Source organism: Saccharopolyspora antibiotica (genome assembly GCF_047200635.1).
In the GTDB taxonomy this organism is placed as follows: domain Bacteria; phylum Actinomycetota; class Actinomycetes; order Mycobacteriales; family Pseudonocardiaceae; genus Saccharopolyspora_C.
Genome location: NZ_JBJZOI010000014.1, coordinates 112,384 through 128,833 on the forward strand (window position 1 = coordinate 112,384; position 16,450 = coordinate 128,833).

Below are 16,450 nucleotides of genomic sequence, written 5' to 3' on the forward strand. Positions count from 1 at the left end.
CGCCGCGCGCCTCGGGGAGTGATCCGCTTCGGCACCCGCGAGCGAGTCCCGCGCCTGCCGGGCGCCGTCCCCTCCGCTCGCCGGGTCGCCCAGCGACCGCCGGAGGTCCGCTGAGCTGCGATGGCGCGGTCGTGACCTGATCAGGTGGTGGTCCTCGCGCTCCACCGGGCGGCGGGTCGGGATCAGACCTACTCTCCTCGGCGAGTCGACCCTCGCCTGTGGAGAGGAGTGTCCAACGTGGAGGACTCCGCACAAGCCGTCGTCCCGCTCCGGCCCGGATTCGACATCCAGGTACGAGGTTTCCATCGCCGACAGGTCATCGAGCACATCGAGGTGCTCGAGGACCAGCTGCGCATGGTGAGCATCGATCGCAACGAGGCGGTGGCGCTCAACGCCGATCTCCGCCGGCTCTGCGACGATGCGCGGCGCGACCTCGCCGAAGCCGAACTTCGGCTCAAGCGCATCGAAGCCTCCGACACCGGCCTTCCGCACGCCTCGCAGCGCGTGCAGAACATGTTGTCGCTGGCCGAAGAGGAAGTCCAGACGCTGCGCGAGCAGGCCCAGCGCCAAGCCGAGACGATCCGCGGCAGCGCCGAGTACGAGGCCCGTCAGCTGATCACCGAGGCCGAGCAGGCCGCGGAGACCATGCGGGAGGAGTGCGCCCGGCTGGTCGACGACCTCGACGCCCGCCAGCGGCAGATCCGCCGCGAGCACGAGCAGGGGGTCGCCGACCTCCGGGATCGGGAGCGGGTGATGCGCCACGCGATTCGCGACGAGTACAAGTCGGTGATCGGCGCCGCGCAGGAGGAGGCCGACGAACTGCTGTCGCGCACCCGGTGGGAGTGCGGCAGGCGGGACGCCGAGACCGAGCAGCTCCGGCTCGACGTGCTGCAGGACCTGCACACCAAGCAGGCCCGGATGGAGGAGTTGCGGGGCGCGGTGCTGTCCTCATTGGACAGCGTCGGCAGGCTCGTCGGCGCCTCCAGCAACGAGATCGGCGCGCAGGAGATCGACAACGTCATCGACGCCGAACTCGTCGGGGAACCCGCGCAGCAGGTCTGGCTGCCGGAGCCCCGCGGGGACGCCCAGAGCTACCTGATCCCGCTGGAGCCCCCGTTCACCCCCACCGAACCGGCGGCCGACGACGCCGCCTCCGACAGCGAACCGACCGACGCCGTGCAGCGGCAGTGAGCGGAGCGAGCACGTGGACCTGATCGTCATCTCCTTCGCGGGCGGCGCCGTGGTGGCCGCCCTGGTCTTCTGGCCGATCCTGCGGCGGGCGCGCCTGCGCGCGCACGCCGACGCCCCGCCCACCGGCAAGCACGCGCTGCGCCCCGCGCAGCCCGCCGCCGCCCGCCCCGCCCCGCAGCAACCGGCACCGGAGGCCCCCGCCGCCGAGGCCCGGCCGGAACCCGCCGCGATCCCGCGGCAGGCCATCGGCGACGAGGGCGAGCAGCCGGCCCGCGCCGAGCCCGAGCTCGGGGTCACCGTCAGCACCCTGCCGACGGCGCTGTTCGAGGAGCACCACGCGGCGAAGTTCCGCCGCACCCGCGACCGCATCGAACGGCTCCGCACCCAGCTGCACGAGCAGAACTGACCGAAGCACCAACGGCGGCGGCGCAACCGGATCTCCCGGGGCGCCGCCGCCGTCGTTCGTCCAGGGGGCCGACCGGAGCAGGGCCGGGGACTCCGAACGCGCCACCGCGGGCGGCCGGGATGCCTCCGGGCCGGGTGGCGCGCACCGTGTTGTTAGGTTCGGCGCCTGCGCGCGCAGCCGCGACCCCGACCGGTGGAGAGCTCCAGTGACCAGTTCCGCAACATCACCCACCCTGTACCTGGTCGGCACGACCGGGAACCCGAACTACGGTGACGAGCTGATCGCCGCGACGTGGCTGAAGTACCTCGCCCAGGTCGCCCCGGACAGCGAGGTGTGGCTGGACTGCCCGAACCCCGGTCCCAGCGAGGTGCTGCTCGGGCACCTGCACCCGCACGTGCGGTTCACCGACACGCTCTGGCGGCTGTGCTGGTCCGCGCCCTCCGACGAGCCCTGGGACGTGGCGTCGTTCGTGCAGCACGCCATGATCAACCCGGGGCTGGCGCCGCACTGGCTCGCGGGGATCGAGCTGGCCGCCCGCGCCGACCTGGTGCACATCATCGGCGGTGGGTTCGTCAACGGGATCTGGCCGCGGCACTACGGCCTGCTGGCGGGCGCGGTCGCCGCCGCGCGCCGCTCCGGCGGGCGCGCCGTGCTGACGGGGATGGGCCTGTGGCCGACGCCGGAGGAGGCGCGGCCGCTCGTGCGGAACCTGGCCTCGCAGTTCGAGCTGATCGACGTGCGGGACGAGCCCTCGGCCGAGCTGCTCAGCTCCGCCGGCCAGCTCACCGCCACCGGGGACGACATGTTCTTCGGCATCGAGCCGGACCTGTACTCCTCCGACGACGACGCGCCGGAGGTGATGATCTGCCTGCAGTCGGACCTGCTGGACGTGACGGTGCCCGCGCTGGCCGGATTCCTGCTGGACACCCTGCGCTCGTGGGACGTGCGTCCCGAACAGGTCGGGATCGTCGAGGGGATCCCGCGGGTGGACCGGGAGGTCTTCGCGCTCGTGGAGCACGACCTGCCCGGTTCCCGCTTCTACGCCTTCTCCGAGATCATGGACCAAGGCCTGCCCGCCAAGGCGGGGCAGCGCTGGCTGTCGACCCGGTTCCACATGCACCTGATGGCCGCCGCGGCGGGGGCGCACGGGGTGGCCGTGTCGATCAACTCCGGGTACTACACGAACAAGCACCGGTCGTTGATCCAGCGCGGTTCCGGCTGGGGGCTCAGCGAGGGGCTGCAGGTGCCGCCGTCCCCGACGGAGGGCGGCTACGAGCAGTCCACGCTCACCGCGCTGCAGGAGGCCAAGTCGAAGCTGGCCTGGTCGATCTACGGCGACTGAGCCCGGAACGGGCGGCGGCTCAGGCCGCCGCCCGGCCCTCCTCCGGAAGCTGCCGGCTCGGAGCCTCCGGGTGCAGCACGTGGATCTCGGCCACCGGTTGTTCGGCCTCGGCATCGGCCTGCGCGGCGGCCGCTTCGCGCCTGCGGTCCGCGATGTAGAAGGGGGCGGCCGCCAGCACCGGCACCAGCATCCCCGCCAGCATGATCAGAATGGAAATTCCCGTAGTCAAGGCCACCGAACCCCGCGCGGTGGGACGCCGCCGCCCCACGACCGAGCACGCCGAACGAACGTGTCGTGGACCTCATCGTCGCGGCGGAGGGTGTTCGTTAACACCACCCGAAAGTGCTCCTGATCACGATCTTCGAGTCGTCTCAGCAGGTGGTCATCGCGGCGGGACCGGAGCCCAATAGTTGATCTTGAGAACCCCGGAACCCGCTGCGGCACAACCCGATCCGGCGCCTCACCACCAGCGGTGGAAGTGGTGCACGGGCCCGTGCCCCCGTCCCACGTCGAGCCGCTCCGCCGCCCGCAGGGCCTCGGTCAGGTAGGTCTTGGCCTCCCGCACCGCCGAGATCCAGTCCGGCGAGCGCGGGCGCAGCGCGGCCACCGCCGCCGAGAGCGTGCACCCGGTGCCGTGATCGCTGGTCGTCTCGACCCGCTCCCGGCGCAGCAACTCGACGCCGCCGTCACCGCGGAACAGGTCGACGCTGCTCGGCTCCCGCAGGTGCCCGCCCTTGAGCAGCACCCGCCGCGCCCCCAGCCCCGCCAGTCGTTCGGCCTGCGCCGCCATCCCGGCGGAGTCCGCGACCTCGGGCTCACCGAGCAGGTCCGCCGCCTCCGGCAGGTTCGGGGTGATCAGGTCGACGCGGGGCAGCAACTCGTCGCGCAGCACCGCGACCGCCTCGTCGGCCAGCAGCCGGTGCCCGCTCTTGGCCACCATCACCGGGTCCAGCACCACGTGCGGCGGGGCGTAGCGGTCCAGCGCCGCGACCACCGCGCGGATGACCCCGGCGTTCGCCAGCATCCCGATCTTGACCGCGTCCACCCGCACGTCGTCGAGCAAGGTGTTCAGCTGGGCGGTCACGAACTCCGGCGGCACCTCCCGCACCTCGGCGACGCCGGTGGTGGTCTGCGCCACCAGGGCGGTCGCCACGGCCGTGCCGTAGGCGCCGTTGGCGGAGAAGGACTTGAGGTCGGCCTGGATCCCGGCACCACCGCTGGGGTCGGTGCCGGCGATGCTCAGGACGTTGGGGATCCGCCCGGATTGCTCGGGGCGGGCAGCACGAACGGTCACGTCGGTGACGTCCCTCCGCTAGCACGAACTAGGTCAGGTTCGACGGGTCTGCTCTCAGCCCGGCCGCTCGCCGGGCACCCCGCGTCACTGCTCCCAACCTAGCAACCAGCTCCGCCGCGGCCAGCGGCCCCGACTCACTCGACCAGGCCGATGATCGAGCCCGGGGTGAACCGCTCGCCCGCCCGGCCCTGCCACCAGAGGGTGCCCGAGGCGGGAGCCAGCACCGCCCGGGTCCGGCCGTCAGCCCGGACCTCCGCGACCGCTTCCCCGCCGCGCACCCGCTCCCCGTCGGCCGCCAGCCAGCGGAGCAGCTCCCCCGGCTCGTGCGGGTCCGCGCGCGGGCGGGGGAAGTGCAGGTCCGTCACGGCGTTCCCCTCCAGCGTCCGGCGCGGCGAAGGGCCCAGCATGGGCGGTGATCCTTCTCACCACAAGTGAACCTTCCGCTCCCGGACCTGCTGCGAGCGGCGCAGCTCGCCAGCAGCGCCGGGGCGAGACCGTACGGCTGAACAGTCCCGGCAACCCGCTCGGAGCCGCGCGGCCGGGGAATCGGCCGCCCCCGCGAATGCAACGTGGGCGGGGGCTCGTCCGTCTAGAGTTCGAGATCCGGCCAACGGACCGAAGCCGGGCGGCCCCGCGCGGCGGGCGTCCTGAAAGGCATGGGGGTGGGACGGCAGTGTTCCCCGATCAAGAGCACGTGTGGTGGATCGTCGGCGCGGGCCAGCGCGTCCGGCACGCGATCACGGTGCGCCCCGGTGCCAGACCCGCCGGCGACCCCGTCTCCGCGCTCTGCTCGAAAACGATCAAGCTCCCGCACGAGACCTGGCCCGCGAGCAAGGAGCCGTCGAGCCGTCGCATCACGCAGCGTTGCGCCGAGTGCGAGCACCAGGTCGAGGAACAGCTGGCCCTCGATCGGGATCTCGTGGTCACCACCTGGGACGCCTGAGGGCGAGCGATGTCACACCGCTGACGGGTGATCACCTGGTGAGGCGACCCTCGGTGGCGGATTAGAGTTGATGCAATGGACACCACTGCCGACGCCCCCCGACCCACCCGTTCCCGCCGCTCGTCCCGGCCGGATCCGGCGCAGGTCTGGGCCCCCCTGGCCGGTCTCGCCGACGCGGCGGCGCGAGGCGGCGCGTCCGGAGCCGTTGCGATCACCCGCGGGTTCGACCGCAACAGCAGGCTGCGCGCCAAGGCGCTGCGCGAGCTGCTGGAGGAGCGCGGCGCCGCGGCCATCGAGATCACCCCGGCGGTGGGCAGCGAGCGGTTGCTCGCCGGCACCGAGATCAGCTCGGTGGTGAACCTGATCGGCTCCGGTTCCTGGCAGCCGCACCGGTTGGCCGCCAAGCTGCGCGCCCCGCTGCTGGTCCCCAGCGCCGGCGAGTCGGGCGACTCCTCCCGGGACGTCATCGGCGTCACCGGCGCCGAGGGCGCGCGCGACGTCGCGCTCTCGCACGTGGCGGTCCGGCCCGAAGCGGACGGCGAGGGCAGCCTGGTCGTCACCGCCGACGGTGAGCCGCTCTCGGTCCCCGGTGGTTCCGTCGCGGTCACCCTGCGGGAACAGCGCCTGGAGGTCCGGCTGGCCGGACCCGACTTCGCCGAGCAGACCTTCGCCGCGGGCGAGGTCCGGGTCGAGACGGTCGACGCGCCGCACCGGCTGGTCCGCGACGAGCTGCCGATCGCCGCGTTCGAGGGCGCGCTGACCTTCACCGCCGAGCCGACCGGGCTCGTCCTCCGCTCCGTCTGAGGCCTCCTCGCGCACCGAGCCGCTGCTCCTCCCCCGAGGGCAGCGGCTTCGTCGTTCTCGGCCCCGGATCACCTCCGGCGCCGGGGCGCCCGGTGCAGCAGCGCCGCGGCGGCCGCGAGCACGACGCCGACCAACGCCAGGGCCAACGGCGAAAGCGAACCCGGCAGCACGGCGTTGCGCACGGTCCACCAGGTCACCAGCAGCAGGACGAGCCCCAGCAACCCGGCCGTCACCGCCATCAGCGGCCGGTGCCGCGGCACCTGCCGGAGGTTGCTCCTGGCCACCGGCGTCATCCGCCGCACCGCGACCGCGACCGGCAGCACGACCAGCGCCACCACGAGCGCTCCCAGCAGGGAATCCGTCCGGGTCGGGGCGTGCCCGAGCCCGAGCAGCAGCCCGAGGACCCCGATCGCGAGCACCAGCAGCACCCGGTGCAGCGCGCGCCACAGCAGCGCGTCGTAACCAGCCATGATCGCAGTGTCCCAGGCGCACGCCGGCCGCCCGACCCACGTTCGGCCGCTTGACAGAGTCCTCGATACCTGATCTCCGTCGCGCCAAAAAATTCCACGATTAATCATGCGAACATCCGTCACATCGGTGACCCTGAGGCATCTCACACCGAGGGGCGCGGGGACGGACGCGCTCCGCGCCTAGGGAGGAGTTCGCATGATCGACGGCGAGCAGTGGGAGATCAGTTGCCGGGACGTCGCGGGCAGGCGGCGCCAGGTCGGGGTCTACGTGAACCAGGGCAACGTGGTGCTCGTCGCCCCGCCCGGGGAGACCGCGGTGCTGGCACCATTGGAGGCGGGCCGGCTGCGGGCGGCGCTCCGGGACGCCGTGGTCTCCGCCGCCACACCGGGGCGGGTCGTTCCGGAACGCTGAACCCTTCCCCTCCGCCGTTCCCCGAGGCATTATCTACTGATGAGTAGTTAAACCGGAGGAGGACGCGTGGGGATGTGGCGGCGGTCGGCGGAACGGACGCGGCGCGCGGTGGCGGGCGCGACCGAGCGGCCCGGGACGGGATCCCTCCGCTCCAGCGCGGGGACGCTGTGGCTGCTCGCCCGCCAGGGCGTCGTCCGCCCGATGCGGCCGGACAAGCTGCTGCGCATCGCGCGCGCCTGGCGGCACTGGGGCGTGACGCCCGCGCTCGGGTACGCCGTGGCCGCCATCCGGCACCCGGACCGGCCCGCCGTGATCGACGAGCGCGGGGCGCTGAGCTTCCTCGAACTCGACCAGCGCACCACCCGGCTCGCCCGCGGCCTGCGCCAGCGCGGCGTCCGCGGCAGCAGCCGGGTCGCGGTGCTCTGCCGCAACCACCACGGGCTCGTCGAGACCATCGTGGCGTGCGGCAAGCTCGGCGTGGACGTGGTGCTGCTCAACACCGGCCTGCGCCCGCAGCAGGTGCGGACCGTGCTCGCCGAGCAGCAGGCGGACCTGCTGGTCGCCGATGTCGAATTCCTCGACGAGCTCCCGGACCCGGACGTCGACGTGGTGCTCGCCTGGACCGAGGGCACCACCCGCCGCCCCACGCTGGAGCACCTCATCGGCAGCTCGACCGCGGGCCCGCTGCCCCGCAGGCCCCGGCACGCGCGGCTCATCGTGCTCACCTCCGGCACCACCGGCACGCCGAAGGGCGCCCGCAGGCCCGCCCCGCCCGGCGTCGGCCCGGCAGCGACGATCATGTCGCGGATGCCGCTGCGCGCCGGGGAGCGGATCCTGCTGGCCGCACCGATCTTCCACACCTGGGGCCTGGCCGCGTTCCAGCTCGGCTCCGCGATCGGCGCGACCCTGGTGCTGCGCCGCAAGTTCGAACCGCAGCAGGCGCTGGCGGCGGTGCAGCGGCACCGGGCGACCGCGATGTTCGTGGTCCCGGTGATGTTGCAGCGCATCCTCGACCTGCCACCGGAAGCGCGGCGGCCCTACGACACCTCCTCGCTGCGCATCGTCGCGGCCAGCGGATCCGCGCTGCCCGCGGACCTGGCGACCCGGTTCCAGCGGTCCTTCGGCGAAGTGCTCTACAACTTCTACGGCTCCACCGAGGCGTCCTGGGTCAGCATCGCCACCCCGCGGGAACTCGCCGACTCCCCCGGCACCGCCGGCCGACCGCCGCGCGGCACGGAGGTGCGGATCCTCGACGAGGCAGGCGAACCGGTTCCCGAGGGGAGCACCGGGCGGATCTTCGTCCGCAACGACATGCTCTTCGAGGGCTACACCGGAGGCGACGCCAAGGAGGTGCTCGGCGGGATGCTCGGCACCGGCGACCTGGGCAGGATCGACGAGGCCGGCCGGTTGCAGGTGGTCGGCCGCGAGGACGACATGATCGTCTCGGGGGGCGAGAACGTGTACCCGAAGGAGACCGAGGACGCCATCGCCGCGCTGCCCGAAGTCGCCGAGGTCGCCGTGATCGGCGTCGACGACGCGGAGTTCGGACAGCGGCTGTCCGCGTACGTGGTGCTCGACGAGGGCGCCGAGCTCGACTCCGAGGCCGTGCGGGAGCGGGTGCGGCCCGCGCTGCCGCGGTTCGCGCTGCCCCGCGACGTCACCTTCCTCGACGAGCTCCCGCGCAACGCCACCGGCAAGGTCGTGCCCGCCCGGTTGCGCGGGGAACCGGAGGACGCCGAGACCGAACGGTGACGCGGCCGCGACACCGGTGCGGTCCCGGCGTCGCGCCGCACCGCGTTAGGCTCGGTGAGGTGAACGACCGTCTAGTGTGGATCGACTGCGAAATGACCGGGCTCGACCTCGGCTCGGACGCCTTGATCGAGATCGCGGCCCTGGTCACGGATGCCGACCTGAACATCATCGGGGACGGCGTGGACATCGTGATCCACGCCTCGGACGAGGTGCTGGCCGGGATGCCCGAGGTGGTGCGCGACATGCACGCGCGCTCCGGGCTGACCGAGGAGGTGCGCCGCTCCGCCGTGACCACCGCCGAGGCCGAGGAGCGCGTGCTGGACTACATCCGGGAGCACGTCCCGGACAGCGTCTCGGCGCCGCTGGCGGGCAACTCCATCGCCACCGACCGCGGCTTCATCGCCCGCGACATGCCGACCCTGGACGCCCACCTGCACTACCGGATGGTGGACGTGTCCTCCGTCAAGGAGCTGTGCCGGCGCTGGTTCCCGCGGATCTACTACGCGCAGCCGGAGAAGGGCCTCGCGCACCGCGCGCTGGCCGACGTGCGGGAGTCGATCCGGGAACTGGCGTACTACCGCCGCACGGCGTTCGTCCCGCACCCGGGACCGAGCAGCGAGCAGGCGCAGGCCGTGGCGGCCGAGCTGCTCGGCGCTGACGGCCAGGGCGGCACCGACCGCGCCTACGACCAGGGCTGACCCCCGCAGCACGGCCCGGTGGCGAGCGCTCCGGCGGCGCACGCTAGAGTGTTCGTGTTGCTCCGGACGGCGGGATTACCGGCGGATCGGAGCTGCGGTGGGTGTAGCTCAGTAGGTAGAGCACTGGGTTGTGGTCCCAGGAGTCGCGGGTTCGAATCCCGTCACTCACCCCGCGGAAAAGGCCCGCTCCGATGTTCGGAGCGGGCCTTTTCCGTTCGGTGGGGAATTCAGCGGCGGCACCCCGTTCGGGGCGCCGCCGCGCGGATCAGCGGTTGCCCGCGACCCATTCGTCCCACGGGACCTGCCAGTCGCCGAAACCGTCCCAGGACCGCAGCTTCGGGCCACCGGAGTTGGTGATCTCCACGACGTCGCCCTTCTTCAGCAGGTTGTAGACGTACCGCGCGTTGGCGTCGCTCATGTTGATGCAGCCGTGGCTGACGTTGCTGCTGCCCTGCTGGGCCACCGACCAGGGCGCCGCGTGCAGGAACTCGCCGCCGTTGGAGATGCGCACCGCCCACTCGACCTCGGTGCGATAGCCGCCGTCGTCGATGTCGAGCCCGTAGCTGGAGGAGTCCATGATCTTCTTGCGGTGGTGCTCGGTGACCACGTGCACCCCGTTGTTCGACGGCCACTCCGGCTTGCCCAGCGAGACCGGCATCGTGCGCTGGGTGACCCCGTTGACCTTGACCGACATCTGGTGACTGGCGCCGTCGGCGTGCAGCACCACGGCGTCACCGATGGTGATCTCGGCCGAGCGGTTCTCCTCGCCCCAGGACCCGTTGCCGAGGTCCTTGCCGTAGACGTCCGCGGTCACGTTGATCGTGGTGCCGGGCTGCCAGTACTCCTGCGGGCGCCAGTGCACCTCGCGATCGTCGAACCAGTAGAACGCGCCCTCCACCGCGGGCTCGGTCCGGATCCGGATCGCCTCCTCGGCCTTCGCCTTGTCGGGCGCCGGGGCGTCCTCGGAGAAGTAGAAGGCCAGCGGCTGCCCGACCCCGACGGTCTGCCCGTCGAGCGGGTTCATCGACACGTAGGTCTGGTGCTCGGGGTCGACCGTGGTGAAGGTGGACTCCTGGGTCACCGGGTCGCCCGACGCGCCCTGCACGGTGAGCACGGCGGTGTAGGTCTTGCCGTAGCCCAGCGGCTCGGCGACCGACCAGCTCCGCCCGTCCGGGCCGATCTCGTTGGCGACCTGCTTGCCGTCCTGGTTGGTCAGCACCGCGTTGGTGATGGTGCCGTCGACCGCCGTCGCGGTCACCGGCGCGGTCGGCGAGACCGGCGGTGCGCCCGCGGCCGGGTCGAAGCGGACCGAGGGAGCAGGCGGCGGTGCCGCCTGCTCCGCGACCTCCGGCCCACCACATCCGACGGCCAGCAGCCCGACCAGCGCGACGGCCACGACCGACCACGCACGCGAGGTCCGCCCAGCAACTCTCCCGACAGAGTTAAGACACAGCTTCATCCGTGACTGTCCGTTCGATCCGATCCCCACATCCGCCTGAGACCAGTGTGCATCAGACCCCTGACCGTGTGTCTTAGGACTGGCCGTGCACGAAGGGTCAACCGCGGACCTCCACCCCGCAGGACGCGCCACCCCACCCGCTGGTTGCCCCGACCCGCCCGACCGGCAAGAACCGGCCCGCCGGACCCGAACGGCACCCCCCGATTCGAGGGCTCGAACCGCGTGCTAAAGTTCTTTTCGTCGCCAGGGAGACGGCACGGACCGAAAACCTGGAAGACACCGAGCGCCAATAGCTCAACTGGCAGAGCAGCTGACTCTTAATCAGCGGGTTCGGGGTTCGAGTCCCTGTTGGCGCACCAAAACCCCAGGCCATCGGCCTGGGGTTTTTCTTTGCCAGGCCCGGTTGCCAATTAATTGCCAACTTCGTCGGTTTGCCCGTTGGAGTCTTCCAGTTCCCGCCGAAAAACCATCGGACCGGGTACTGGTTCGGATCGTGCGGCTGCGGTGCCCCGGTCCTCGCGCTCGGGGCACCGCAGCGCTCGCTCAGGGGATGAGCAGGACGCGGCCGAAAGCGTCGCGGCTCTCGACGCGGCGATGCGCCTCGGCGGCCTCGGACAGCGGGAACTCGCGGTCCAGCACGACGGTGAGCTCCCCCGCCGCGACGCGGGCGATGAGGCCCTCCACGAGGGCGCGGGTGCGGGCCGGGTCGTGCTCCATCTCGCCGCCGAAGTACACCCCGTTGAGCGAGGCGTTCTTGAACATCAGCGCGTCCAGCCTGGGCGGGGTCGACTCCCGCCCGGCCTGGCCGACCCAGCTGATCCGGCCCCGGTAGGCCAGCGCGGCCACGCTCGTCTCCAGCGTGCTGCCCCCGACCGGGTCGACCACGAGGTCGACGCCGCGCCCGCCCGTGTGCTCGCGGACCCGCTCGACGACGTCCTCCCGCCGGTAGTCGATCAGGTGGTCGACGCCGAAATCACCGAGGCGGGCGAGCTTCTCCGGGTTCGAGGCGGTGCCGAGCACGGTGGCTCCGGCGGCCTTGGCCAGCTGCACGGCGGCCAGGCCCACGCCGCCCGCCGCGGCCTGCACGAGGACCGATTGCCCCGCCTGCAACCGGCCGAACTCGAACAGGCAGTCGTCGGCGGTGCCGAACTCGACGGGGATCCCGGCGGCGAGCCGCAGGTCCAGCTCGTCGGGCACCGGGTAGACGTCGCGCTCGCGCACCACGGCGAGCTCCGCGTGCGAGCCGGCGGGCATGAACGCCACCACCCGCTGCCCCTCGCGCAGCGCACCACCGGGCCCGACCGCGGCGATGGTGCCCGCCGCCTGGTAGCCGACCACGTGCGGACGGGCCGGCGGCGGGGCGAGCAGCCGGTGCAGCGCGTCACCGCCCTGCACCCCGACGGCCGCGACGCGCAGCAGCGCCTCCCCGGCACCGGGCTCGGGATCGGGGACGTCCTCGTAGCGCAGGACCTCCGGACCGCCGTTCTCGTAGTACACCGCAGCCTTCACGGTCACCTCCTGGTACTCGCAACTGGGTTCGCCGCCGCCTGCTCCGCGCCACCGCCCCGGGTGGGGCCGCGATGATCACCGGCGGTCGTGCGTCCGGAACGCCCAGCGGCCGGGAAACCTTCCCGCGCCACGGATACCCGCCGAGCCGGTGCGCACTCCCCGAGCACCACCCGATCGAACGCATCGGCGAGCCCCGGGAACGAATCGGAGCCGCGCGGCGTTGATCCCGTCTGCCGCTCTTGTCGGAGTCGGTCCGGCCGAGCGGGGGACGTCCTCCGCTGCCACCCGGACCGCGCCGTCGCGGGCGGCCGCTTCCGCGCCGGAGCCACCGCGCGGAGCGCGTTCCCACGCCCGTTCCTCCCGGAACCGGAGACAACCGATGCCCCACCACAGCACCATCTCGCTGCGGGTGAACGGCGAGAACCGTTCCCTCGCGGTCGACAACCGCACCACCCTGCTCGACGCGCTCCGCGAGGGGCTCGACCTGGTGGGCACCAAGAAGGGCTGCGACCAGGGCCAGTGCGGCGCCTGCACGGTGCTGCTCGACGGCAAGCGCGCCGTGTCCTGCCTGCAGCTCGCGGTCGCCAACGACGGCGCCGAGGTCACCACCGTCGAAGGACTCGCCGACGAGGACCGGCTGCACCCGGTGCAGCAGGCGTTCCTGGACTTCGACGGCTACCAGTGCGGGTACTGCACGCCGGGTCAGATCTGCTCGGCCGTGGCCGTCATCGAGGAGCACGCCGCGGGCTGGCCGAGCGCGGCCACCGAGGACGTCCGGCCGGAGGCCGGGGCGCCCGGCCTGGACGCGGCGGAGATCCGCGAGCGGATGAGCGGCAACCTGTGCCGCTGCGGCGCCTACAACTCGATCGTGCGGGCGGTCGCGCAGGCCGCCACCATGCGCGAGGCCGAGCAGACCGTCACCAGCAGCGGAACGGAGGCCTCGGCGTGAAGGAGTTCGAGTACGAGCGGGCCGCCGACGTCCGCTCCGCCACCGCGCTGCTGGCCGCCGAACCGGAGGCGCGCTTCCTCGGCGGCGGGACGAACCTGGTGGACCTGATGAAGGTCGGCGTGGAGGCCCCGACCCGGCTGGTCGACGTGCGCGGGCTGCCGCTGGACCGCATCGAGGTCGCCGAGGACGGCGGGCTGCGGATCGGCGCCACCGTCACCAACAGCGAACTCGCCGCCCACCCCGAGGTCCGCCGCCGCTACCCCGCGCTCGCGCAGGCCGTGCTCGCGGGCGCCTCGGGGCAGCTGCGCAACGTCGCGACCGTCGGCGGGAACCTGCTGCAGCGCACCCGCTGCGGATACTTCGCCGACCTCACCCAGCCCTGCAACAAGCGGGAGCCCGGCAGCGGGTGCCCGGCGATCACCGGGGACCACCACAACCACGCGATCTTCGACTGGTCCCAGCACTGCGCCGCCACCAGCCCCTCGGACATGGCGGTGGCGCTGGCGGCCTTCGACGCGGTGGTGTCCTACGAGACCGCCGAGACTTCGGGCGAACTTCCCTTCGCCGAGTTCCACCGCTCGGTCGGGGACCGCCCGCACGCGGACGTGGCGTTGCCCCCCGGGGCGCTGATCACCGGCGTCTCACTGCCCGCCGCGCCGGTGGCCGCGCACTCCCGGTACCGGAAGGTGCGGGAGCGCGCCTCCTACGCCTTCGCGAACGGCTCGCTGGCCGCCGCGCTGGAGCTGCGCGAGGGCACGATCACCGAGGTTCGCCTCGCGTTCGGCGCGGTCGCGAACCGCCCGTGGCGCGCGCGCACCGCCGAGCGGGCGCTGCTCGGCGGACCTGCCACCGCCGAGGCGTTCGCGGCGGCCGCCGACGCCGAGCTCGCGGCCGCGACGCCGCTGCCGCGCAACGGCTACAAGGTCCCGCTGATCCGGAACCTGGTGGTGTCCGCGCTGACCGAACTCGCCGAGGAGGCCGCCCGATGACCACGACCAACCCCCGGCCCGCGAGCAACTCCCGGCTCAGCGCGGCCGACACCGCGACTCCGTCCGACACTGGAGCGGTCGGCACGGCCCGCCCGCGCATCGAGGGGCGCGCCAAGGTCACCGGGGAGGCCCGCTACGCCGCCGACTTCCCGATCGACGAGCTCGCGCACGGTTCGCTGGTGCTCTCGACCATCGCGCACGGGCGGATCGCCTCGATCGGCGAGGCCGAGGTGCTGGAGATGCCGGGCGTGCTCGCCGTGCTGCACCACGGCAACGCGCCCCGGCTGGAGCCCGGAGCGGGGGTCTTCGGCCCGGACCCCGGGCTGCAGCTGCTGCAGGACGACCGGGTGCGCTACGTCGGGCACCCGGTGGCGATGGTGGTGGCGAAGACGCCGGAGCAGGCCCGCGCCGCGGCGGACGCCCTCCAGGTCACCTACGAGCAGGAGTCGCACGACTCCGGGTTCCGGGGCGACCACCCCGCCGGGTACGCGCCGGAGAGCGCGGGCACGATCGACAAGGGCGACGTGGACGCCGAGGCCGCGGCGGCCGCGGCGGTGGTGCGGGCGACCTACACCACGCCGGAGGAGCACCACTCGGCGATGGAACCGCACGCGTCGATGGCCCGCTGGGAGAACGGTCGACTGGAGATCGTCGACTCGAACCAGGGTTCCTACCAGGTCGCGCGGATCGTGGCGACGCTGTTCGGTCTGGACCTGGCCTCGGTGCGGGTGCGGGCCGAGCACGTCGGCGGCGGCTTCGGCTCCAAGGCCGCCGGACCGCAGCTGGTGTTCGCGGTGATGGCGGCGACGCTGCTGCGGCGTCCGGTGCGGGTGGCGCTGACCCGCCCGCAGGTCTTCGCGATCACCTCGTTGCGCCCGGCCACCGAGCATCGGGTGCGGCTGGCGGCCGACGCCGACGGCGCGCTGCGCGCGGTCGACCACGAGTCGTGCTCGTTCACCTCGACCATCAAGGAGTTCGTGGAGCTCGGCACCGAGCTGACCGGCGTGATGTACGCCGCCAACGCGATCCGCACCCGCACCCGGGTGGTGCCGTTGAACCTCCCCTCCCCGGGCTGGATGCGCGCACCCGGGGCGGCTCCGGGCTCGTTCGCCCTGGAGTCGGCGGTGGACGAGCTGGCCGCGGAGCTCGGGATGGACCCGGTGCGGCTGCGGCTGCGCAACGAGCCGGAGGCGGGCCCGGCCTCGGGGCTCCCGTTCAGCAGCCGCAGGCTGGTGGACTGCCTGGAGCAGGGCGCGAGCCGGTTCGGCTGGGCGGACCGGGATCCGAGCCCCGGCGGTCGTCGGGACGGGCGCTGGCTGCTGGGGACCGGGATGGCCGCCGGGTCCTTCGGCGCCGGGCCGATGCCCTCGACCGCCGCGATCACGGCGGAAGCCGACGGCGGTTTCGCGGTGCGCATCACCGCCGCCGACATCGGCACCGGGGCGCGCACCGCGCTCGCCCAGGTCGCCGCCGAGGCCCTGGACGCCCCGCTGGAGGCCGTGCGGATCGAGATCGCCGACAGCGACTTCGGTCCGGCCTTCCTCGCCGGGGGCTCGCGCGGCACCGAGTCCTGGTCGTTCGCGATCATCGAGGCGGCGCGCTCGTTGCGCGAGGAGCTGGCGGCCGGGAAGCCGCTGCCGGTGACCGCGCGGGCGGACACCACCGAGCTGGTGCGCGCCCGCGCGAAGCTGGAACGGCACTCGTTCAGCGCGCAGTTCGCGGAGGTCGCGGTCGACGTGGCCACCGGTGAGGTGCGGGTGCGGCGGCTGCTGGGCACGTTCGCGGTCGGGCGGATCGTCAACCCGCTGACCGCGCGCAGCCAGTTCGTCGGCGGGATGACCATGGGCCTGTCGATGGCGCTGCACGAGGAGGGCGTGCGGGAGGAATCGGGCAGGCAGGCGAACGCGAACCTCGCCGGGTACCACATCGCCTCGCACGCCGACGTCCCCGAGATCGAGGTGAGTTGGGTGGACGATCCGGACGAGGACAACCCCTCGGGGGTGAAGGGCATCGGCGAGATCGGCATCGTCGGCACGGCGGCGGCGATCGCGAACGCGGTGTGGCACGCGACCGGCGTGCGCCACCGCGACCTCCCGATCAGCCTCGACCGAGTGCTCAGCGCCGCTGGCTGAGCCTCCGCGCGGACGGAGACCCGGGTCCGGTCCGCACGGCGCGCTCGCCGCCCCGACGGGGCGACCGCGCCGTGCGACTGGCCCGGGGCCGGGATCCGAC

At 73.1% G+C, this 16,450-nt stretch carries 17 protein-coding genes, 2 tRNA genes and 1 riboswitch; of the genes, 13 read left to right on the forward strand and 6 right to left on the reverse strand.

Features of this window, described 5'->3' with window-relative positions:
* The first annotated feature begins 237 nt into the window (after positions 1-237).
* The 3 genes from ACL03H_RS13745 (at position 238) to ACL03H_RS13755 (ending at position 2,939) form a co-directional block, all read left to right on the forward strand.
* Positions 238-1,191, forward strand: coding sequence for a hypothetical protein (locus tag ACL03H_RS13745; protein ID WP_412811595.1), 954 nt, complete (start codon positions 238-240; stop codon positions 1,189-1,191).
* A gap of 13 nt (positions 1,192-1,204) precedes the next feature.
* On the forward strand, positions 1,205-1,597 hold the full coding sequence (locus ACL03H_RS13750) for a hypothetical protein (RefSeq protein WP_412811596.1): 393 nt from the start codon (positions 1,205-1,207) through the stop codon (positions 1,595-1,597).
* A 205-nt stretch (positions 1,598-1,802) separates the two neighbouring features.
* Positions 1,803-2,939: a polysaccharide pyruvyl transferase family protein gene (locus tag ACL03H_RS13755; protein WP_412811597.1), complete on the forward strand. Its 1,137-nt coding sequence runs from the start codon at positions 1,803-1,805 to the stop codon at positions 2,937-2,939.
* Positions 2,940-2,958: 19 nt separating this feature from the next.
* On the opposite strand, the gene ACL03H_RS13760 is transcribed toward ACL03H_RS13755, so the two are convergent.
* From ACL03H_RS13760 to ACL03H_RS13770, 3 genes are all read right to left on the reverse strand, one after another.
* The gene (locus tag ACL03H_RS13760; protein ID WP_412811598.1) at positions 2,959-3,168 is read right to left on the reverse strand and encodes a hypothetical protein; all 210 of its coding nucleotides are present in this window, start codon (positions 3,166-3,168) and stop codon (positions 2,959-2,961) included.
* A gap of 231 nt (positions 3,169-3,399) precedes the next feature.
* On the reverse strand, positions 3,400-4,233 hold the full coding sequence (gene thiD / locus ACL03H_RS13765) for a bifunctional hydroxymethylpyrimidine kinase/phosphomethylpyrimidine kinase (protein ID WP_412811599.1): 834 nt from the start codon (positions 4,231-4,233) through the stop codon (positions 3,400-3,402).
* Positions 4,227-4,325: riboswitch (TPP riboswitch) on the reverse strand. (Overlaps the previous gene by 7 nt.)
* A gap of 42 nt (positions 4,326-4,367) precedes the next feature.
* Entirely contained in the window at positions 4,368-4,640 is a 273-nt protein-coding gene (locus ACL03H_RS13770) for a biotin attachment protein (RefSeq protein ID WP_412811600.1), read from the reverse strand.
* Between the two features lie 266 nt (positions 4,641-4,906).
* Here ACL03H_RS13770 and ACL03H_RS13775 point away from each other — a divergent pair, with 266 nt between their 5' ends.
* Together ACL03H_RS13775 and ACL03H_RS13780 are read left to right on the forward strand one after the other, a co-directional pair.
* Positions 4,907-5,176, forward strand: coding sequence for a hypothetical protein (locus tag ACL03H_RS13775; protein ID WP_412811601.1), 270 nt, complete (start codon positions 4,907-4,909; stop codon positions 5,174-5,176).
* Positions 5,177-5,251: 75 nt separating this feature from the next.
* Complete coding sequence (locus tag ACL03H_RS13780) at positions 5,252-5,980, forward strand: hypothetical protein (RefSeq protein ID WP_412811602.1); 729 nt, start codon at positions 5,252-5,254, stop codon at positions 5,978-5,980.
* A gap of 68 nt (positions 5,981-6,048) precedes the next feature.
* On the opposite strand, the gene ACL03H_RS13785 is transcribed toward ACL03H_RS13780, so the two are convergent.
* The gene (locus tag ACL03H_RS13785; RefSeq protein WP_412811603.1) at positions 6,049-6,450 is read right to left on the reverse strand and encodes a hypothetical protein; all 402 of its coding nucleotides are present in this window, start codon (positions 6,448-6,450) and stop codon (positions 6,049-6,051) included.
* A gap of 196 nt (positions 6,451-6,646) precedes the next feature.
* Between ACL03H_RS13785 and ACL03H_RS13790 the strand changes: the two genes are divergently transcribed.
* The 4 genes from ACL03H_RS13790 (at position 6,647) to ACL03H_RS13805 (ending at position 9,482) form a co-directional block, all read left to right on the forward strand.
* Positions 6,647-6,862: a hypothetical protein gene (locus ACL03H_RS13790; protein ID WP_412811604.1), complete on the forward strand. Its 216-nt coding sequence runs from the start codon at positions 6,647-6,649 to the stop codon at positions 6,860-6,862.
* A gap of 72 nt (positions 6,863-6,934) precedes the next feature.
* Positions 6,935-8,614, forward strand: a complete 1,680-nt coding sequence (locus ACL03H_RS13795) for an AMP-binding protein (protein WP_412811641.1) — start codon at positions 6,935-6,937, stop codon at positions 8,612-8,614.
* Between the two features lie 59 nt (positions 8,615-8,673).
* Complete coding sequence (gene orn / locus ACL03H_RS13800) at positions 8,674-9,312, forward strand: oligoribonuclease (protein ID WP_412811605.1); 639 nt, start codon at positions 8,674-8,676, stop codon at positions 9,310-9,312.
* A 97-nt stretch (positions 9,313-9,409) separates the two neighbouring features.
* A tRNA-His gene (locus ACL03H_RS13805) sits at positions 9,410-9,482 on the forward strand.
* A gap of 95 nt (positions 9,483-9,577) precedes the next feature.
* Here ACL03H_RS13805 and ACL03H_RS13810 read toward each other — a convergent pair.
* Positions 9,578-10,708, reverse strand: coding sequence for a L,D-transpeptidase (locus ACL03H_RS13810; protein ID WP_412811606.1), 1,131 nt, complete (start codon positions 10,706-10,708; stop codon positions 9,578-9,580).
* A 346-nt stretch (positions 10,709-11,054) separates the two neighbouring features.
* Here ACL03H_RS13810 and ACL03H_RS13815 point away from each other — a divergent pair.
* A tRNA-Lys gene (locus tag ACL03H_RS13815) sits at positions 11,055-11,130 on the forward strand.
* A gap of 184 nt (positions 11,131-11,314) precedes the next feature.
* Here ACL03H_RS13815 and ACL03H_RS13820 read toward each other — a convergent pair.
* Entirely contained in the window at positions 11,315-12,280 is a 966-nt protein-coding gene (locus ACL03H_RS13820; RefSeq protein WP_412811607.1) for a quinone oxidoreductase family protein, read from the reverse strand.
* A gap of 379 nt (positions 12,281-12,659) precedes the next feature.
* Between ACL03H_RS13820 and ACL03H_RS13825 the strand changes: the two genes are divergently transcribed.
* From ACL03H_RS13825 to ACL03H_RS13835, 3 genes are read left to right on the forward strand one after another with little or no spacing between them, the layout of a single operon-like run.
* A complete protein-coding gene (locus tag ACL03H_RS13825; RefSeq protein WP_412811608.1) occupies positions 12,660-13,229 on the forward strand; it encodes a 2Fe-2S iron-sulfur cluster-binding protein in 570 nt (189 codons plus the stop codon).
* Positions 13,226-14,218 (forward strand): FAD binding domain-containing protein, encoded by a 993-nt coding sequence (locus ACL03H_RS13830; protein WP_412811609.1) that lies wholly within the window; start codon positions 13,226-13,228, stop codon positions 14,216-14,218. Before ACL03H_RS13825 ends, ACL03H_RS13830 begins: the two co-directional genes overlap by 4 nt.
* Positions 14,215-16,350: a xanthine dehydrogenase family protein molybdopterin-binding subunit gene (locus tag ACL03H_RS13835; RefSeq protein ID WP_412811610.1), complete on the forward strand. Its 2,136-nt coding sequence runs from the start codon at positions 14,215-14,217 to the stop codon at positions 16,348-16,350. Before ACL03H_RS13830 ends, ACL03H_RS13835 begins: the two co-directional genes overlap by 4 nt.
* Positions 16,351-16,450 lie beyond the last annotated feature (100 nt).